Raw genomic sequence first — 17,714 nt, forward strand, 5'->3', positions numbered from 1 at the left:
GGCTACAGCCGATAGCGTTCGGTCAGCCCCAGCAACGTGCGCGACAACGTCGTCAGGTCGCCCGCCGCCTGGTCGAGCTGGCGCGTGCTCGATGCCGTCTGCTGGCTGGCCTGGCGGATATTCTGCAGCGCGATCGTCACCTGTTCCATGCCGATCTGCTGCTGGTTGGTGCTCGCCACGATCTGCTGGAACGTCTGCACGCTGTCCTGGATACGCGCGCCCAGCTCCTCGATCGCCGCCTGCCCCGCGTCGGTCCGCGCCTTGCCCGATGCAGCCCGCTTCACCGCCTCCTCAGTCAGCATGACCGATGCATTGATGCCGCGCTGGATCTCGCCCAATATGGTCCGTACGTTGCGCGTGGCGTCCTTCGCCTGATCGGCCAGCGTCTTCATCTCGGACGCCACCACCGCGAAGCTGCGCCCGCTTTCGCCCGCGGCCGCCGCCTCGATCGACGCATTCAGCGCCAGCAGGTGCGACCGTTCCGACACGTCGTTCACGGTGACGATGATATCGCCGATCGCCTGCGTCTTTTCGGATAGCAGCACGATGTTGCTCGCCACCGCCTCGGCCTGCTCGCGAATCTCGTCCATCGCCCGGACGGTATCCTCAACCGCCGCGGTGCCCGTATCGCTGGTCTGCACGGTCGCCTGCGCCGCCGCGATCACTTCCTGCGCGCGGCGGCTGATCTGCGTGCCGCTATGGACGATCTCGTCCACCGTCGCCGCCGTCTCCTGCACCGCGGCCAGCTGTTCCTCCACCGATGCCGCCTGCTGCTGCGTCGACGCGCGGATCTCGGTCGCCGCCGCGTTCAGGTTCTCGGTCGCCTCCCGGCTCTGCCGCGCGATCGCCTGCAGGCCCGTGACCATAGCGTTCAGCGTCCGGCCCAACCGGCCGAACTCGTGCGGGCCGGTCGCCGCGGTCTGGCCGGACAGGTCGCCTTCGCCCACCCGCGCGACGAACCCCATGAATTCGTCCAGCGGTTGCACGATCGAACGGCGGATGCCCCACGCGATCGCGATGCTCGCCAGGATCGCGACCAGCAACCCGCCGATGATCGACATCCGGCTGGTGTCGTAGGTGTCCTTGGCCACCCCGCGCCCCACCAGGATCGTCTCGGCCAGCACGGCGCGCATCGCGGCCAGCGACCGGGTCATCGCCAGCTGTTCGCGCGCGATCGCCGTCTCGCGGGCCAGCACCATTGCCCGGTCCCCGCGCCGCACCGCTGCCAGTTGCGCGTCACCCGCGTCGCGCAACCGCACCGAATGGGCCTGCGTCTCGTCCGCCAGCCGCGCCAGCTGCCCCCACTGCGCCTGCCGCGCCGTGCTGATCGCTGTTGTCTGGTACGTGCCGACCAGTCCGCGTAGCCGGCCGATCGCGGCGTCCATCGCCGCCGTCTGCCCCGCGATACCGCCATCGCCGGCCGCATCCGCCCCGCCATCCAGCGCGAATTGCAACACGGCCTGGCTGCGCAGTTCCGATGTCGCCGCTTCCGCCGCACTCACCGCATCCAGCTGGGTCAGCGCAACCAGATCGCGTTCCACGATCCGGTCGACCGTTGCGCGCACCTCCGCCACCTGCCCCAGCGCGTACAGGCCGAGCGCGATCAGCAAGGCCGTGATCGCGGCAAAGCCGAAGATGATCCGGTTGGAAACGGACAAGGGCGTCATCCTTCTTCACGCGTGGGGCTGTTCCGGCCGGTCAGGTGCCCGATCAGCCGGCCCATGTCGACGATCGTGATCGGCAGGTCGTCCGCCTGGACCATCATATGGGCGATACCGCCGCCGCGCATCGCCGCCGCCATCTCTGCGGTCGGCAGTTGCACGACGTCCTGCACCGCATCGACGCGGATCGCGACGAACGGCCGGTCATGCTGCAACAACAGCACCGTGCCCGGCCCGCCGCCGCGCTCCACGCCCAGCACCGCGGCCGGATCGAACAACGTGTGGATCACCCCGCGCCGGGCGAACACGCCGATCACTGCGGCCGGCGCGCCGGGCAACGGCGTCGCCGCCACCGCGTCTGCAACATGCCGGATAGCGGCCAGCGGCGCCGCGAACCGCGTGCCGCCCAGCACCCAGCACAGCATCGCGCCGGTCGCCACGTCGGCGCCCGCGACATGCGCCACCGCCCGGCGTCGCCGTTCCAGCTCGCCCGCGATCGCATCGTCCGATCGGTCCGCCGCCGTCACCCGCACGTCGCCTGTCATGCCGCGACCCGCAACGCGTGCGCTACCGTGGCGATCAGGTCGCCCGCCGTCATGCCGTCACCCTCGGTCAGCGTCGCGCCCTCCGCCAACGCTGCCGCCGCGCGCGCCGCATTGGCCAGCGACCGCCGCCCGTCCGCGACCCTGCCCTGGGCAATCAGCTCCCGGCCGAGCAGATAATGCGCCATCGCAAAACCGCCATCGAGGTACAGTGCCCGGCGATACGCCTGTTCCGCCGCCGCCGCCTGCCCCAGCGCCCCGGCCGCCAGCCCCGCCAGATAATGCACCACCGGGTCGCGCGGCGTCGCCCGCGCCGCCGCCTCCGCCAGCACCAGTGCCGCCGCCCCGTCGCCCGTCGACAAGGCCGCGCGCACCGTCACCAGCGCATCCCCGCCGCTCACCGCTACAGGCGTCGGCACCGCGACCACCGGCGCCTTCGCCACGCGCTTCGCCCGCTGCACGACACGCCGCTCCACCGCTACCACGGGCAACGCCACCGCCGCCGGCACGACCGCCTCGACGCTGCCCGGCGGACGATAGGCCAGCACCCCCCCGGCATCGACCGCCGTCGCCACCGCATCGAACCCCGGGTTCGGCTCCGCATGCCCCAGCAACAGATATCCGTCCGGCCGCAACCGCCCGGCCAGCGCCCCCACCATCTCCGCGCTAACATCCTGGCGGAAATAGATCAGGACGTTGCGGCACAGGATCAGGTCGTATCCGTCCGGGTCGATCGGCGGTGCATCCTCGACCAGCGTCATCATGTTGTGCCGTTCGAACCGCACCATCGCGCGATATTCGGGCCGCAGCCGGAACCGATCGCCCTCCGCGACGAACAGTGCGGCACGCTCCGTCTCCTCCGTGGTCCGCAACGCCCATTTGCCGAACAAGCCGGACCGCGCGACGTCCAGCGCGTCGCTGTCGATATCGGTGCCCAGGATGCTGATCTTCCAGTCCGCCAGCCGCGGCCCCAGCAACCGGTGCAGCAGGATCGCGATCGAATAGGGTTCCGCCCCCGTCGAACAACCGACCGACCAGATCCGCAACCGCCGGTCGCCCCCGCGCTGCGCAATCAGCCGCGGCAGGATCGTCCGGCGCAGCGCATCGAACTGTTCGGAAAAGCGGAAGAAGAACGTCTCGTTGATCGTGACCGCGCTTTCGATCCGCTGCCATTCGTCCGGTCCGGTCGCCGCGTCGTCCAGTCTTCGCGCATAATCGGCCACGGTCGCGATCCCGAGCACGGCCATGCGCTGCGCGACCCGCTCCCACAGCTGATCGTCCTTGTCGGCATAATAATGATGCCCTGTCCGCGCGATCACACGCGCCTTCAACGCCGCAAAATCCGGCGCGTCGGCGGGCTGCGGCAACCTCATGCCGCCCATTCCCGCCCACGCCGCGCGGCTTCCGCGGTCAACGCCGCGATCCGCGCCGCCGCGCCGTCCGCCAGCAACTGCGGCACCGACAGGACATGCGCGTCACCGCCGCCCGCATCCACCATGCCGGTCACGCACCCGCGATAGGACAGGTCGGGCGTCACCGCCCGCACCACCGGATCGGTCACGATCGCGTCCGCCCGGTCGACCAGCAACGCTGCGCCACCGCGCACCCGCACCAGATGCGCCGACAGGTCGATCGTGTCCGGCATCGCCGCATCCCCGTCGAACAGCAAAGCGGGCGACAGCACCGCCACCGTTTCGCCCCGCACCATCACGAACCCGACCAGCGGCCGCGGCATCGTCGGCGGCCGCCACAGCGGCACGATCGGCAGGATCTCGACGACATCGCTCAGCACCAGCGCGAACCGCACCGGCCCTACGTCGCAGATCAGCATCGCCGGGCCGGTCGTCTCCATGCACCCCGGCTATCGAAGCGCACCGCCTCAAGTCCAGTACAATATCCGCGCATCCGGCAGCATCCGCGCGATCTCGGCCTCGAAGAACCCGCGCAGCGCCCGCATCACATCGGCGTCGTACACATATTTCAGCGACCCGAACTTCGTCCGCTTCTCGGTCCGCCCCGCCGCACCCATGTCCAGCGCCGATCCCGGATACCAGCTCTCCAACACCGCCTTCGACCCTGGCGTATAGCGGTGCGTGATCAACTCGACCGTCAGATCCGCCCCCGGCAGACCCGCCAGCGCATCGGCCACGTCCGCGATCAGCTGTCCGTACGCCCGCTCCCACCCGTCCGCCGCGATGATCGGCGCGATCGTCAGGCCGATCTTGTACCCCGCCTCCGCCATCCGCCGCAGCGCCACCAACCGCGCCGCGACCGGGCTCGTCCCGCCCTCGAACCGCGCATAGCCCGTCGGGTTGACCGAGGCCCGCATCCGCGTCCGCCCGCGATGGTCCAGATCCAGCAACGGCCCGACGTCGTCATATTTGGTCGTGAACCGCAGCTGCGCGTCCGCCTCCCACGCGCCGAATGCCGAGACGAGCGCGGACAGCGATCCCGTCGCCGGCTCGATCCCCAGCGGATCGGTGTAGCAGGACGCCTCGAACGTCGTCCCCTCGTCCATCCGCCGCACCGACCGCGACGTCACCTGCCCCCGCCCCAGATAGTCGGGCAGCCCGCCCATGATCTCGTCCAGATTGGCATAGGCGCGCACGATCGGTGGCCCCTTCAGCGATCCCGCCAGATAACAATATCCGCAATGCGCCGGGCATCCCTCCGCCAGGTCGACGCGCCAGTCCGCACTGGGCGCGATGGGCTGCAACTTGCGCTTGGACGGCGGCGCTACGACCACCGCCAGCGTTGCCTTGGCCGTCGCATAGGCACGGCGCGGATCGTCGGGCAGGTCCAGCGCCAGCCGGTCGCCCGGCAGTTCCACCACCACCGATCCCAACGCCAGCGCCCGCGCGGCGATCGCGCGGCCATGCGCATGCTCGCGCGCGCTCCGCGTGATCAGCACGCGCTTCGGTCGCCATACCCGCCCCGGCCCGTCCGCCGCCTCACCCGTCTCGATCCGCGTCGCCATCCCCCCTGAACGCCCGCCATCGGCAACGGTGCCGCGCCACTCCGTCATGCCGGACTCAATCCGGAATCCAGGGTCACCTGCACGACGCCGCCGCCAATGCCCGATCACCACGCCGCGGGATGGCAATCCTGCGCCCATCTCGCTACCGATGGCCCAGACCGCCGCAGCACCGGACCCCGCTTACCATGCCCGAACCGCTCAAGCTTTTCTTCGACGGCGGCTGCCGCCCCAACCCCGGCCGCATGTCCGTCGCCGTGTTCGCGCGCGGCGTTCCCTATGTCGATTTGGACAAGGGCCATGGCGACAACAGCGACGCCGAATGGCTCGCCCTCATTCACGCGATGGAGGTTGCCCGCACGCTCGGCGCGACCGACCTCGTCCTGCTCGGCGATTCGATGCTCGTCGTGACGCAGGCGACCGGCAAGGCCAAGTGCCGCAGCCCCGAACTGCGCGCGCACCGCGCGCGCTTCGACGAACTGAAAACGCACTTCACCCGCCTGCGCATCCGCCACACCGGCCGGACCAGCAACCTGGCCGGCATAGCGCTGGAACGCGCGCTCGATGCGGAGGCGGCCCTCGCCCACCGGGCGGAGATCACCGGATGATCCGCCGCACGCTGCTCGCCGGCGGGGTCGCGGCACTGCTCGGTGCCACGCTCGCCCCGGCCAAGGCACCCCCCGGTCCGGCCAAGGTCCGCGTGCGGATCGACACCACCGTCGGTTCGATGATCGTCGCGCTCGACCGCGCGCACGCGCCGATCACAACCGGGAATTTCCTGAAATATGTCGATGAGAAACGCTTCATCGGCACCGCCTTCTACCGCGCCAGCCGCGCCGGCAAGGATCGCGGGCTGATCCAGGGCGGCACGCGCAACGCCGCCAACCGCACCCTGCCACCGATCGCGCACGAACCGACCAGCCGCACCGGCCTGCGCCATGTCACCGGCACCATCTCGATGTCGCGCGAGAAACCCGGTTCCGCTACCGGTGACTTCTTCATCACCGTCGGCGCGATGCCCGGCTACGATGCCAAGGGGAAGAATCTCGGCTTCGCCGCCTTCGGCCAGGTCGTCGCCGGCATGACCACCGTGCGCCGCATCCTGAACGCCCCCACCACGAAGTTCAGCGGCTACGAAGGCATGCGCAACCAGATGATCACCGCGCCGATCATCATCACCGGCACCACGCGGGTCCCCTGACCGAAGCGGATCGACCAGCACCGCTCACCGCATCGGCGGCACCGGCACATGGATATCGGCCGCCGACGGAACGATCACCCGCGCCGCCCGCGACCGACGCAGCCATTCGAGTCCAACCACCACAACGGCCGCAACGCCGACCAGAAGGGGGAGGCCAAAACCATCCCCCTCCGTCTGCCCCTGTCCGACCTGCGTCATGCGCGGCGTCCTTCGGCCGCGGCACGATCCTCGCCCATCATCATTTCGACCGGCGTATCGGTGATCGGACCCGGCGACTGATCCTCATCGGTATGGGCGAACAGCCAGCGACCGAGCAGTCCTGCGACCGCGGCACCGCTCAGTGGCGCCAGCCAGAACAGCCAGAGCTGCGACATCGCCCAGCCGCCGACGAACAGCGCCGGACCGGTGCTGCGCGCCGGGTTGACCGACGTGTTGTCGATCGGGATTGAGATCAGATGGATCAGCGTCAGCGCGAGGCCGATCGACAACGGCGCGAACGCCGCCGGCGAACGCTCGTCGGTGGCACCCAGAATGACCGTCAGGAACCCCGCGGTCAGGATCGCCTCGGCCAGGAACGCGGTCGCCGCGCTGTAACCGCCCGGCGAATGTGCGCCATATCCGTTCGCCGCAAAGCCGCTCCCGACCAGATCGAATCCGGCGACCCCCGACGCCAGCGCCGCCAGCGCCGCACTGCCCAATATGCCGCCCACCAGTTGCGCCAGCACATAGCCGGGCAGGTCGCGCGCCGGAAACCGCCCGGCGATCGTCAGGCCCAGCGTGACCGCCGGGTTGAAATGCCCGCCGGAAATGAAGCCGACCGCGAACGCCATGGTGAACACCGACAGGCCGAACGCCAGCGCGACGCCGGCCATCCCGATCGTACCGGGCACATCGGCCCCGGCCGCCAGCACCGCCGCACCGCACCCGCCCAGCACCAGCCAGAACGTCCCGATCACCTCCGCGCCCAGCCGGCGCGCCTTTGCGATCGGGCGCGGCCGCCGCGGCAGGGACACACCCGCCGGGGTTCGGTCGGAAGCGGACATCGACGGAATTTCGGTCATATCATGGTCCCTCGGGCACAACAGGTCGACACGCCGCTGGCTCGGTTCCCAAATGCATGGGCCCGTACCGAACACGATACCCTGGAATGACCATTTTGACGCGCAGACGGGAAGATCGACGTTAGTCGAACGCCAGTCCTGTTCGCATGGTCATCGGTCGGTTTTCACAACGCTCGACGATCCAAGGCAGAACTCGCCGACGACTTATTGGGTGCTAGTATCGTTGCACCCTCTACCGGTACGAATCACCCAGTACCCGCGTCTTGACTATAGTCTGCGCACCGGAGAGTGACGTGCGCACGCTGCCAGATCGCGTGACTGGACAAGGGTCGACGACGGGCCGTCCATTCAGGTGGAACACCGCCCGTACTCGTCAGAACCCGTCCGGCATCTCCACCGGCCTCACCACCTCGCGATAGCGTGCGATGGCATAACGGTCCGTCATTCCGGCAATGAAGTCCGCCACGTGCCGCCCCCGGTCCGGTTCTTCCGCGGGCAACCGCTCGCGCCAGCCATCGGGCAGCAGCGCCGGGTCCGCGCGGTACGTCGCGGCCAGTCCGGCCACCACCGCGCGCGCCTGTTCCGCCACCGCCAGCTGGTGCGGGTGATGATAGAGGTTGGCGTACATATAACGTTTGAACGCGCGCTCCTCCGCCGCCATCGCGTCCGAAAATCCGATCAGCGCGCGCCCTGCCTGCCGGACCGCATCGGCATCGCGCGGGTCCGCCTCCGCGATGCGCGCGCGGCTCGTCCCGATCAGGTCGTTCACCATCCGGCCAATCTGTTCGCGCACCAGTTCGGCCACCCGGCGCTCCGGCGGCAGGTCGGCCAGCCGTGCGCTCACCGCCGCCCAGCCGGGCATGACCAGCGGCTGCGCGACCAGCCCGTCCAGGTCGATCAGCCCCGCGCGCAACCCGTCGTCCAGGTCATGATTGTCATAGGCGATGTCGTCGGCGATCGCCGCCACCTGCGCCTCCAGGCTTGGCCAACTCGTCAGATCCAGCGGCATTTCCGCATCCGCCGCAGCCAGTGCCCAGGTCGGGTGCCGCACCGGGCCATTATGCTTGGCCAGCCCCTCCAGCGTCTCCCAGCTCAGGTTCAGCCCGGTCCAGCGCGGATAGGGACTTTCGATCGCGGTCAGGATGCGCAGCGTATGCGCGTTGTGGTCGAACCCGCCGACGTCCATCGTCGCGGCCTTCAACGCATCCTCGCCGGCATGGCCGAACGGCGGATGGCCGATGTCGTGCGCCAGGCACAGCGCCTCGGTCAGGTCCTCGTTCAGCCCCAGCACGCGCGCGATCGTCCGGCCGATCTGCGCGACTTCCAGACTGTGCGTCAGGCGGACGCGGAAATGGTCGCCGTCGGGTGCCACGAACACCTGCGTCTTGTGGCGCAGCCGGCGGAACGCGATCGAATGGACGATCCGGTCACGGTCGCGCTGGAACGGATCGCGCTCGCCCCGCGTGCCGCGCTCCGCCTCGATATGGGCACGCCCGCGGCTGGCGTGCGGGTCGGCGGCGTAGCGGGCGTTGGGCATCGCGCGGCTTTGACGCCTCCACCCCCGCGCGTCGACCCCAAAAGCCGCCGCGGGTCGGTCCGCCGGTCAGCGGGCCGGCAGCTTCTCCACCGCCTGCCCGGCCGGGCTGGTATAGGTAAAGGCGTTCAGCCCCGCCCCGCCGGCCTTGTTCACGAACGCCTGCGCCTCCGCATCCGACCCGAACGGCCCGACCAGCAGGCGGTTCGTCGCGCGTAGCGGCGTCGTCCAGGCGCTCCGGCCGCTCATCAGCGCACCATATTTGGCCTTCACCCCGGCAAACGCTTTCGGCAACGTCGCCTTGTTCGCGCCGCCGGCGACCTGCACCCAATAGCGTTCGGGCGTGCCTTTGGCGGCCTTGGTCGATGCCGTCGCGCCGCCACCGCTCCCGCCCTTGTCGGCAGCGGCCAGCTTCGCCTTCTGCGCTCGGGTCAGCGTCGCCACCGCAACCTTGCCCTTCGTCCGGATCCCCAACGTCGTCTTTTCCGCCGCCGTCAGCACCGGCGCATCCGTCTCGGCCGGGCGCGCCGCCAGCTTGGCCTTCTGCGCCCGCGTCAGGCTGGCCACCGCCACGTCGCCCTTCGTACGGATCCCCAGCGTCGCCTTCTCCGCCGCCGTCAGCACGACGGCGTCCGACGCGGCCGCAGTTGTCGTCGCCGTCGCAAGCCGCGCCCGCTGCGCCCGCGTCAGGCTCGCCACCGTGACGTCGCCCTTGGTCCGGATCCCCAATGCCGTCTTCTCGGCCGCGGTCAGCACAGGGGCGTCGGTCGCCGCCGTTGCAGCCGCCGCCAATCTGGTCCGCTGCGCTCGGGTCAGGCTGGAAAGCGCGACGGTACCCTTCGTCCGGATTCCCAGCGTCGTCTTCTCCGTTGCGGTCAGCACCGGCGCATCCGCTTCGTCCGGGCGCGCCGCAAGCTTTGTCTTCTGTGCCCGCGTCAGGCTCGCGACTGCAACGTCCCCCTTCGTGCGGATACCCAGACTGGCCTTCTCCGCGGCCGTCAGCACCGTGACCTTGCCCACGCCCGCCCCGGCTGTCGCCAGCTTCGTCGCCTGCGCCCGCGTCAGGCTCGCGACTTCAACCGGCCCCTTGGTGCGGATCCCCAGCGTCGCTTTCTCCGCTGCGGTCAGGACCGGGGCGCCCCCGCCCGCCGCCAGCTTCGCCGCCTGCACCCGCGTCAGGCTGGCGACCGTGACATTAGCCCGCGTCCGTATCCCCAGGGTCGCCTTTTCCGCGGCCGTCAGAACCGCCCCGCTCGGTGGCGATGCTCCGGAGACCGGTGCGGAAACCGACGGTGACACCGCCGGCGTCACCAGGCGCGGAACCGGCGCAACGCGGGCGCCCTGCACCGGACGAACGGCGGTCGCCATTCTCACCACGTCCGCCGCAGGCGCGGTCGCTGCCGGCACGGCGCTGGCCGGTGCCGGACCGCCTGCCAACGGACCAGTGACCGCGCTGGACCCGACCGGCGCGGCGCCTGCCGCACCCCCTGGCACGGCTGGCCCCGCAGCCGACGGAGCGATGGTCGCGGCGCTGCCGCTGGAAACCGAAGCCGCCGTTTCGGCCGGCGTCGAACGGGCCGTAGCAATCGGCGTGGTCGACACGGTCGCTGCCGCCGCGGCGCGGTTCAGCGATGCGGCACTTGTCGGCCCCGCTGGCACGGCCGACACGGCCACAGCGGGCACCGTCACCGATCCGGTGGCCGGCGATCCACCCGCCGTTGCCGCACCCGTGGCGCCAGGCGCCGGTTGCCCCGACACTGGCGCAAGCGCGACCCGATCGGTCGGCCGCGCGCCGCCTGGCTGTACACGCACCACCCCGCCCGCCACCGGGCTGGACGCCGGTGCCGCACTGACCATCCGGCCCGGCGTTGCCGTTGCGTCGATGCCCGGGCGCGTCGCAGCCGTGGGTGCGGGCACCTGGGCGACACCGCTCGATATCGTTGCAAGCCTTGCTGTCCCATCACGCGCGACCGGGCTCGATTCTGGCGCGGCTCCCGTCGCGCCCACCGGTGCGATCCCGGTGGCCGGAACCCCGCCGGCGATGGCCGCGCGGTTCGATGTCGCGCTGTCTGCCGACAGGGTCATGCCCGCATTACGCGCATCGGCCGGCACTGCGGCGCGGACAGGCGGATTCGCGGCGGCCGCCCGATTGAGCGACGCGCTGCTCGTCGCGCCGCTCCCTGCCGCCGCCAGCGGAACGGTCGCGCTCTGCCCCAGCGCTGGACCGGCCGGCGTCAATGTTCGTCCCACGCCCCGCGCGGCCTGCGTCGCCATCGCGACCTGGCTACCAGCCGGCCGCCTTACGGCCGGGAACCGGCCGAAATGGACCGCCGCCGCCTTCTCGCCGGCGTCCAGCGTGCCCAGCCTTTGCAGATACGGTGTCATCGCCGCGGCCTGCGTCGGGATCATCAACTGGTTGGCACGTTTCACCGCACCCGCCGCATCGCCCGTCATTGCAAGCACGAACGTCGCCGCGCGCCACGCGGCCTTGTCCTGTCGACGCAACAACGGGTCCAGTATCCGCATCGCGCCCGCCCGGTCACCGCCGATCGCGGTGGACAGCGCCAGCCGTCGAACGATCTCGTCATCCTTCCGCACCGCAAGCGCGGCCCGGTAATCCGCCTGCGCCAGTCGGTTCTGCCCGCGCAGATCATAGGCAAGCCCGCGGTCGCCGCCAATCTCCGCCACCGGCACGCCCGCCGACAAAGCCTGGTCGAACAGCTGCAGCGCCTGGCGCGGTTCTTCCCGCTGCACCGCCGCCGCGCCCAACCCCGCCTTTACGCGGCCATCGGCCGGCGCGACGGCTTCCGCCCGCCCGAAGAACCCGATCGCCGCATTGGCGTCGCCCATTGCCAACGCGGCACGCCCCGCCCCGATCAGCGCAACCAGATCACGCGGGTTGGTCGACAGCATGCGCAGGAACCGGTTGAGCAGCGTGGACGGATCGTTCGGATCGCGTTGCAACGTCAACGTCCCCGGCGGAAACGTGCCGTCCTGCGCGAGGGCGGGCGCGGCCAGCGGCGTCGACGCCAGCAGGGCAAGGGACAAAGCGAACCGGCGTGCGGTCATGGTCGGCATCGGTTTCATATGCCCCGAATGCCGCAATTCGCCTGAATGCGACAGATACGACGTCACGTCCCGCGACCAATCGTTGCGGACGACCGACGAACTCTGCCGATGCTCGATGCTGGTATCGGCATGGTCCTGGCTGCACCGCCAGTCGTCCCGCCGGCGTTCCACCTACCGACCGCTGCGAGACACTTGTCGATGGCGCGGAATGCGACGATCCTTGCCGCGCGCATGACGGTCGCTCCTTGCACCGCCATCGCCATCCCGATTGTGGATCGAAGCCGAATAATCGCCCGGCTGCCTACCCCGACCCGATCACAGTCAATTTGTGAGCGCACGCCTCCGGCTCGAGCGGAAGTACGGTTCTCAGATCTGTCCTTAACCTGCACGCAGGCGCTCAGAACCGGCTATGGCTGCACCGTAATCGATGCTGGGTCGCCGAGCGTAGCCGCGAGTTGAAGACGCTCCGGCTACGCTAAACGGTCCCCCCGACTGCGCTCGGAAAGGGCGGACCGTGCAAAATGCACCCGCATATTTACGGCAGCGCTTGAGCAGGTCCACCTTGCGCCTGCCCGGTCCACGCCTGTCCAGCAACTTTCGCGTTTCGCGATAAGTTCGAGCCAGACCGTACCAGGCAAGTGTGGCCCCAGGATCCAGTCGCACCTGAAATACCCGCCGCTCGAAGCGACTGAATCCCGATTCTCCCGTTACTGGTTGTTCTGCCGGTTCAGGAACCGCGGAATATCGAGTGGATCACGCCCGCGGGCCGGATCGGGCTCGTCATCGCCCGGTGCCTTGGCGGCACCGCGCGCGATGTTGGACATCCGTTCGAACAACGTCCCGCCGTCGCGGCCGGCACGCGGCGCGGGGGTGGACGGCGCGGTCTGACCGGCTTCGTTCAACCAGCGCCGGCTCGCGGCGATGTCGGCATCGGTCGGCTCGCCCGACACCGGCGGCAGGGGGTTGCCCGACACCGGCGGCGTCAGGATCGTCTCGCTACCCAGCAGCAGTTCCTCGTCGCTCGGTGCGCCCTGTGCGGCGGTGTCGCCGGATACGACCGGCGGCGTCGCACCCTGCCCCGCAGCGGCGCCATCGGACTGCGCCGTCGCTGCATCCTGCGACACGACAGGTGCAGGGGTCGCGGCCGGCATCGCTGCGGGGGTCTGGCCTTCGCTCCGCGCCGGTGCGCCACGCGCGGTGTTGAACGAGAATGCCTTGGCCGGCTCCGCCATCGTCGCCGGCTCCGCCTCGATGCCCGTCGCCACCACCGAAACGCGGATCTTGCCTTCCAGGTCGTTATTGAACGCGGACCCCCAGATGATGTTCGCGTCCGGGTCGACCAGCTCGCGGATATGGTTCGCGGCCTCGTCGACCTCCATCAGGCGCATGTCCTCGCCGCCGGTGATCGACACGATGACGCCCTTGGCGCCCTTCATGCTCACCCCGTCGAGCAGCGGGTTGGCGATCGCCTTCTCCGCCGCTTCGATCGCGCGATTGTCGCCGCTCGCCTCGCCGGTGCCCATCATCGCCTTGCCCATTTCGGACATGACGGAGCGGACGTCGGCGAAATCGAGGTTGATGAGGCCCGGCATCACCATCAGGTCGGTGATGCCGCGCACGCCCTGCTGGAGGACCTCGTCCGCCATCTGGAACGCTTCCTTGAACGTCGTGTTCGGGTTGGCGATCAGGAACAGGTTCTGGTTCGGGATGACGATCAGCGTATCGACATGCTTCTGCAGCTCCTCGATGCCGGCATCCGCCGCCTTCATCCGGCGATTGCCCTCGAAGCTGAACGGCTTGGTGACGACACCGACGGTCAGGATGCCACGGTCGCGCGCCGCCTTGGCAATCACCGGTGCCGCACCCGTACCCGTACCGCCGCCCATGCCAGCCGCGATGAAGCACATGTGCGCACCCTCGAGGCTCTTCTCGAGCTGCTCGATCGTTTCCTCGGCCGCCGCGCGGCCGATCTCCGGCCGCGACCCGGCACCCAGGCCCTGCGTGATCTTCAGGCCCAGCTGGATGCGGCGTTCCGCGGTCGAATGGTTCAGCGCCTGCGCGTCGGTGTTGGCGACGATGAAGTCCACGCCCTGCACGTCCGAACGGATCATGTTGGCGATCGCGTTGCCGCCCGCCCCGCCCACGCCGATCACGCTGATCCGCGGCTTCAGTTCGTCGACCTCGGGCCGCATGAATTCGATCGTCATCCGCTTCGACTCCTTTGCCCGCGCGCGCAGCGGGTACCTGACCTGACATGAGCCCTAACCGATTTCAGGGGCAGCACGCAAAATTAACGACAGCTATTTTCAGTAACCCGAACGGAATGCCGCGATCAGCCGTTGGACCATGTTGTTGGGCGATGTCCGGTGGACCATCTGGTGCGCCCCGGTTACCTGCCGCAGGTCGATCGGGTCGGACGCGGCGAACTGGATCAGCCCGGCCAGCGTGGCAAACGCCGGCCCGGAATGCGCGTCCGGCAAGCCCGCCAAACCGCGCGGCCGTCCCACGCGCACCGATCGGCCGAGCACGCCCTGCGCATAGTCGGCAATGCCCTTCAGTTCCGCACCCCCACCGGTCAGCACCACCTGACGTCCAACCGGTCCGTGGAAACCCAGTTCCTTCAACGCGCCGGCAATCGCGCCCATCCAATGTTCCATCCGCTGGCGAATGACGGTGATGAGCTGCGCCCGCGTGATCCGCTGCACGTCGCCCGCGCCCTCCTCCTCCGACATCGGCGCGACGTCGATCATCTCGTGATTGTCGCGCGGGCTGGTGGTGGCCGACCCGTGGAAGCATTTCATCCGCTCCGCCTGCGTCCGGCGCGTGCCGAATGCGCTGGCGATATCGTCGGTGATATCCGCCGCCCCGATCGGGATCGACGACAGCCCGACGAGCAGCCCGCCGGCGAACAGCGACACGTTGGTCACCCCCGCCCCCATCTCGACCAGCGCCACACCCAGCTCGCGCTCCTCCTCCGACAGGCACGCCATGCCCGTCGCGATCGGCGCCGCCACGATCGACTTCACCGCCAGATGCGCCGACCGTACGCACAGGTCCAGGTTCCGCACCGGCGACGGTTCCGCCGCCACTACATGGATGTCGACGCCCAGCCGGTCGGCATGCAGCCCCAGCGGCGTCTTCACCCCCTGCAACCCGTCCAGCGTATAAAGCGTCGGCTGCGCATGCAGCACCATGCGCCCGTCCGGGTCGATCGATCCGCGCCCCGCCGCCAGCAGGTCGTCGATGTCGCTCTGCTCGATCCGCTGCCCGCCGAGGTCCACCTCGACCGATGCGATATCGCTCACCAGCCCACCGGCCGAAAAACTCACCCACACCGTGTCGATGTTGGTCCCCGCGATCCGCTCGGCTTGCTCCACCGCCTCGCGGATCGCCGCCTCGGTCCGCTCCGCATCGGCGATATACCCGCGTCGGACTCCGCGGCTTTCGCGCTGTCCGGTGCCCAGCACCTGCACCTCGCCATCCTCGCGCACCTGCGCGATCAGCGCGCAGACCTTCGACGATCCGATATCCAGCGCCGTGATCAATTGATCCCCGCGATATTGTGCCATGGCCTACCCCCGCCCCCCGTCCGACCACGCATCATGCGCCCGAACCCCGACTCGGCGCAACAGCCCGTTTCCGCGCGGTCCGGCGGTTCCGAAAGCCGGGTCGCGCATGCGGGTCATATGTTCTTGTCGGCCACCAGCGCCGTCTCGGTCACCTTGTGGCCGGGTTCGCGGCTCACGCGCACCACGAACCGATCCGGCATCCGCATGTCGAACCGCACGAACCCCTGGCCCAGCAGTCGCGCCCGCCCGTCCATCGCCGTGAACTTGCGCAACGCCGCCATGGATGCCGCCTGCCCTTCCGGCAACGCCAGCGTCTCGCCCGACTGGAATCGCAGGTCCCAGCGCCGGTCGCCGATCCAGCTTGCGCCGGCCAGCATCGGCTTCAGCGCGGGCGCCGTCTCCATCAGCACGTTCAGGTTCGCCGCCTGGCGGTTCGCCCCCGGCCCGATCACGATCGGCAGGTTTTCCGGCATCGCGGACAGGTCCACCGGCGCGATCACCACGCCCGCCCGGTCGATCAGCGCCAGTTTCTGCTTATGCTGCCAGATCGCCGCCGCCCGCCGCTCCACGATATCGATGACCAGCGTATCAGGCAGCCGGCGCGAAACCCGCGCATCCGCGATCCATCCAAACCGCATCAATCGCGCGCGGATCGCCTCCAGGTCGACCAGCGGCATTGCACGCGACGTCTGATCGACGGCCACGTCATACACCGCCGCCCGGTCCGCCTGGTCGATGCCGACGATTTCGATGTTGCGCACCCGGAACCCGGCGACCCCCACCGCCTCGCCGATCTGCATCCCCACCATCTGCGGCACCCGCATCGCCAGCACGCCCGCGATCACGCCCACCGCCAGCACGATCGCGATCAGCCAGTTGCCGATCCGCTTGATCAGCGCCGCCGGCAGCGGAATCGTCGCGATCGCCTGCGCGATGGTCGACGGGCGCTTGGCCACCGCCCGCCGGCCGGTCGACCGCGTCACTGTCGGCCGCTTGCGCTGGGTCGATGTGCCGCGCCTGATCTTGGCCGGGCCGGTCACCCGCCCAAGCCCGGACTGGCTTCCGGATACGCTTCGTCCACGATCCGCTGCACCAGTTGGGCATAGCTCAGCCCGATGTGGCGCGCCTGTTCCGGCACCAGGCTCAGCGCCGTCATGCCCGGCTGGGTATTCACCTCCAGCAGGAACAGCCCCGCCTCGCCCTGTTCGTCGTCCCACCGGAAATCGGACCGCGACGTGCCGCGGCAACCCAGCACGTGATGCGCCTTCAGCGCCATCGCCATAGCACTCTCGGCGATCTCCGCCGGGATCTGCGCAGGGCAGATATGAACGGTCAGCCCGTCGGTATATTTGCTGTCGTAATCGTAGAAGCCGGACGCCGGCACCAGTTCCGTCACCGCCAGCGCCCGGTCACCCAGCACCGCCACGGTCAGCTCGCGCCCGCGGATGAACGGTTCGGCCAGCAGCGTCGCGAACTCCTGCCAGGGGCCCGCCACGTCGCGCCCGATCGGCGATCCGTAATTGCCCTCCGCTGTCACGATCGCGACGCCCACCGACGACCCTTCGTTCACCGGCTTCAGGACATAGGGCCGTGGCATCGGGTCGGCGGCATACAGGCTCTCCGACCCCACCATCATGCCGCCCGGCATGCGGATGCCGTGCGGCACCAGCGCATTCTTGGTCAGCTGCTTGTCGATCGCGATCACCGATGCGGCAAGCCCGCTATGCGTATAGCGCAGCCCCATCAGGTCGAGCATCCCCTGCACCGTCCCGTCCTCGCCCGGTACGCCGTGCAACGCGTTGAACACCACATCCGGTGCCGCCGCTGCCAGATCCGCCGCCAGCGCCGTCCGCCGCTCCACCGTCATGTCGACCCGCGTCACGCGGTGCCCCAGCGACTCCAGCGCATCGGCGACCCCGTTTCCCGACTTCAGCGAAACCGCGCGCTCCGAAGACCATCCACCCATCAGCACGGCGACATGCAGCGTGCGCGGAATAGGGCTGGCAGCAACTTCGATCACGACAAACCCCCAGCAATATTTCGAGAAGTCTTAGCCCTCTCCCCAACGGGGAGAGGGCTGGGAGAGGGGGAGCGGCTGGGGCA

General features: G+C 69.5%; 15 protein-coding genes. 2 read left to right on the forward strand and 13 right to left on the reverse strand.

Annotated elements, in window-relative coordinates; all coding sequences use genetic code 11:
* Positions 1-2 precede the first annotated feature (2 nt).
* From BKY59_RS13600 to BKY59_RS13620, 5 genes are read right to left on the reverse strand one after another with little or no spacing between them, the layout of a single operon-like run.
* Positions 3-1,658 carry a methyl-accepting chemotaxis protein gene (locus BKY59_RS13600; protein WP_206362076.1) on the reverse strand — a complete coding sequence of 552 codons (1,656 nt, stop codon included), beginning with the start codon at positions 1,656-1,658 and terminating at the stop codon, positions 3-5.
* Positions 1,659-1,663: 5 nt separating this feature from the next.
* Positions 1,664-2,206 carry a chemotaxis protein CheW gene (locus BKY59_RS13605; protein ID WP_076072541.1) on the reverse strand — a complete coding sequence of 181 codons (543 nt, stop codon included), beginning with the start codon at positions 2,204-2,206 and terminating at the stop codon, positions 1,664-1,666.
* Complete coding sequence (locus tag BKY59_RS13610; protein ID WP_206362077.1) at positions 2,203-3,576, reverse strand: CheR family methyltransferase; 1,374 nt, start codon at positions 3,574-3,576, stop codon at positions 2,203-2,205. The genes BKY59_RS13605 and BKY59_RS13610 overlap by 4 nt, the downstream gene beginning before the upstream one ends.
* On the reverse strand, positions 3,573-4,055 hold the full coding sequence (locus BKY59_RS13615; protein WP_076072544.1) for a chemotaxis protein CheW: 483 nt from the start codon (positions 4,053-4,055) through the stop codon (positions 3,573-3,575). The genes BKY59_RS13610 and BKY59_RS13615 overlap by 4 nt, the downstream gene beginning before the upstream one ends.
* A gap of 27 nt (positions 4,056-4,082) precedes the next feature.
* Positions 4,083-5,228 (reverse strand): spore photoproduct lyase family protein, encoded by a 1,146-nt coding sequence (locus BKY59_RS13620; protein WP_240500111.1) that lies wholly within the window; start codon positions 5,226-5,228, stop codon positions 4,083-4,085.
* Positions 5,229-5,365: 137 nt separating this feature from the next.
* On the opposite strand from BKY59_RS13620, the gene BKY59_RS13625 reads away from it, so the two are divergent.
* Complete coding sequence (locus BKY59_RS13625; protein WP_076072548.1) at positions 5,366-5,785, forward strand: reverse transcriptase-like protein; 420 nt, start codon at positions 5,366-5,368, stop codon at positions 5,783-5,785.
* Positions 5,782-6,378, forward strand: a complete 597-nt coding sequence (locus tag BKY59_RS13630) for a peptidylprolyl isomerase (RefSeq protein ID WP_076072551.1) — start codon at positions 5,782-5,784, stop codon at positions 6,376-6,378. The genes BKY59_RS13625 and BKY59_RS13630 overlap by 4 nt, the downstream gene beginning before the upstream one ends.
* Positions 6,379-6,402: 24 nt before the next feature.
* Here the strand turns inward: BKY59_RS13630 and BKY59_RS17805 are convergent, their stop codons facing one another.
* From BKY59_RS17805 to BKY59_RS13665, 8 genes are all read right to left on the reverse strand, one after another.
* Positions 6,403-6,576: a hypothetical protein gene (locus BKY59_RS17805; protein WP_165374861.1), complete on the reverse strand. Its 174-nt coding sequence runs from the start codon at positions 6,574-6,576 to the stop codon at positions 6,403-6,405.
* Positions 6,573-7,439 (reverse strand): aquaporin Z, encoded by an 867-nt coding sequence (aqpZ, locus tag BKY59_RS13635; protein ID WP_420822097.1) that lies wholly within the window; start codon positions 7,437-7,439, stop codon positions 6,573-6,575. Before aqpZ ends, BKY59_RS17805 begins: the two co-directional genes overlap by 4 nt.
* Positions 7,440-7,812: 373 nt before the next feature.
* Positions 7,813-8,976, reverse strand: coding sequence for a deoxyguanosinetriphosphate triphosphohydrolase (locus BKY59_RS13640; RefSeq protein ID WP_076072554.1), 1,164 nt, complete (start codon positions 8,974-8,976; stop codon positions 7,813-7,815).
* Positions 8,977-9,042: 66 nt separating this feature from the next.
* Positions 9,043-12,051, reverse strand: coding sequence for a tetratricopeptide repeat protein (locus tag BKY59_RS13645; protein ID WP_129586402.1), 3,009 nt, complete (start codon positions 12,049-12,051; stop codon positions 9,043-9,045).
* 698 nt (positions 12,052-12,749) lie between these two features.
* A complete protein-coding gene (gene ftsZ / locus BKY59_RS13650; protein WP_076072559.1) occupies positions 12,750-14,249 on the reverse strand; it encodes a cell division protein FtsZ in 1,500 nt (499 codons plus the stop codon).
* A gap of 99 nt (positions 14,250-14,348) precedes the next feature.
* On the reverse strand, positions 14,349-15,611 hold the full coding sequence (gene ftsA, locus BKY59_RS13655; protein ID WP_076072562.1) for a cell division protein FtsA: 1,263 nt from the start codon (positions 15,609-15,611) through the stop codon (positions 14,349-14,351).
* 113 nt (positions 15,612-15,724) lie between these two features.
* Entirely contained in the window at positions 15,725-16,651 is a 927-nt protein-coding gene (locus BKY59_RS13660; protein ID WP_076072564.1) for a cell division protein FtsQ/DivIB, read from the reverse strand.
* Positions 16,648-17,631 carry a D-alanine--D-alanine ligase gene (locus BKY59_RS13665; protein ID WP_420822098.1) on the reverse strand — a complete coding sequence of 328 codons (984 nt, stop codon included), beginning with the start codon at positions 17,629-17,631 and terminating at the stop codon, positions 16,648-16,650. Before BKY59_RS13665 ends, BKY59_RS13660 begins: the two co-directional genes overlap by 4 nt.
* Positions 17,632-17,714: the final 83 nt, after the last annotated feature.

Source organism: Sphingomonas montana, assembly GCF_001956315.1.
GTDB classification, from domain to species: Bacteria; Pseudomonadota; Alphaproteobacteria; order Sphingomonadales; family Sphingomonadaceae; genus Sphingomonas_R; species Sphingomonas_R montana.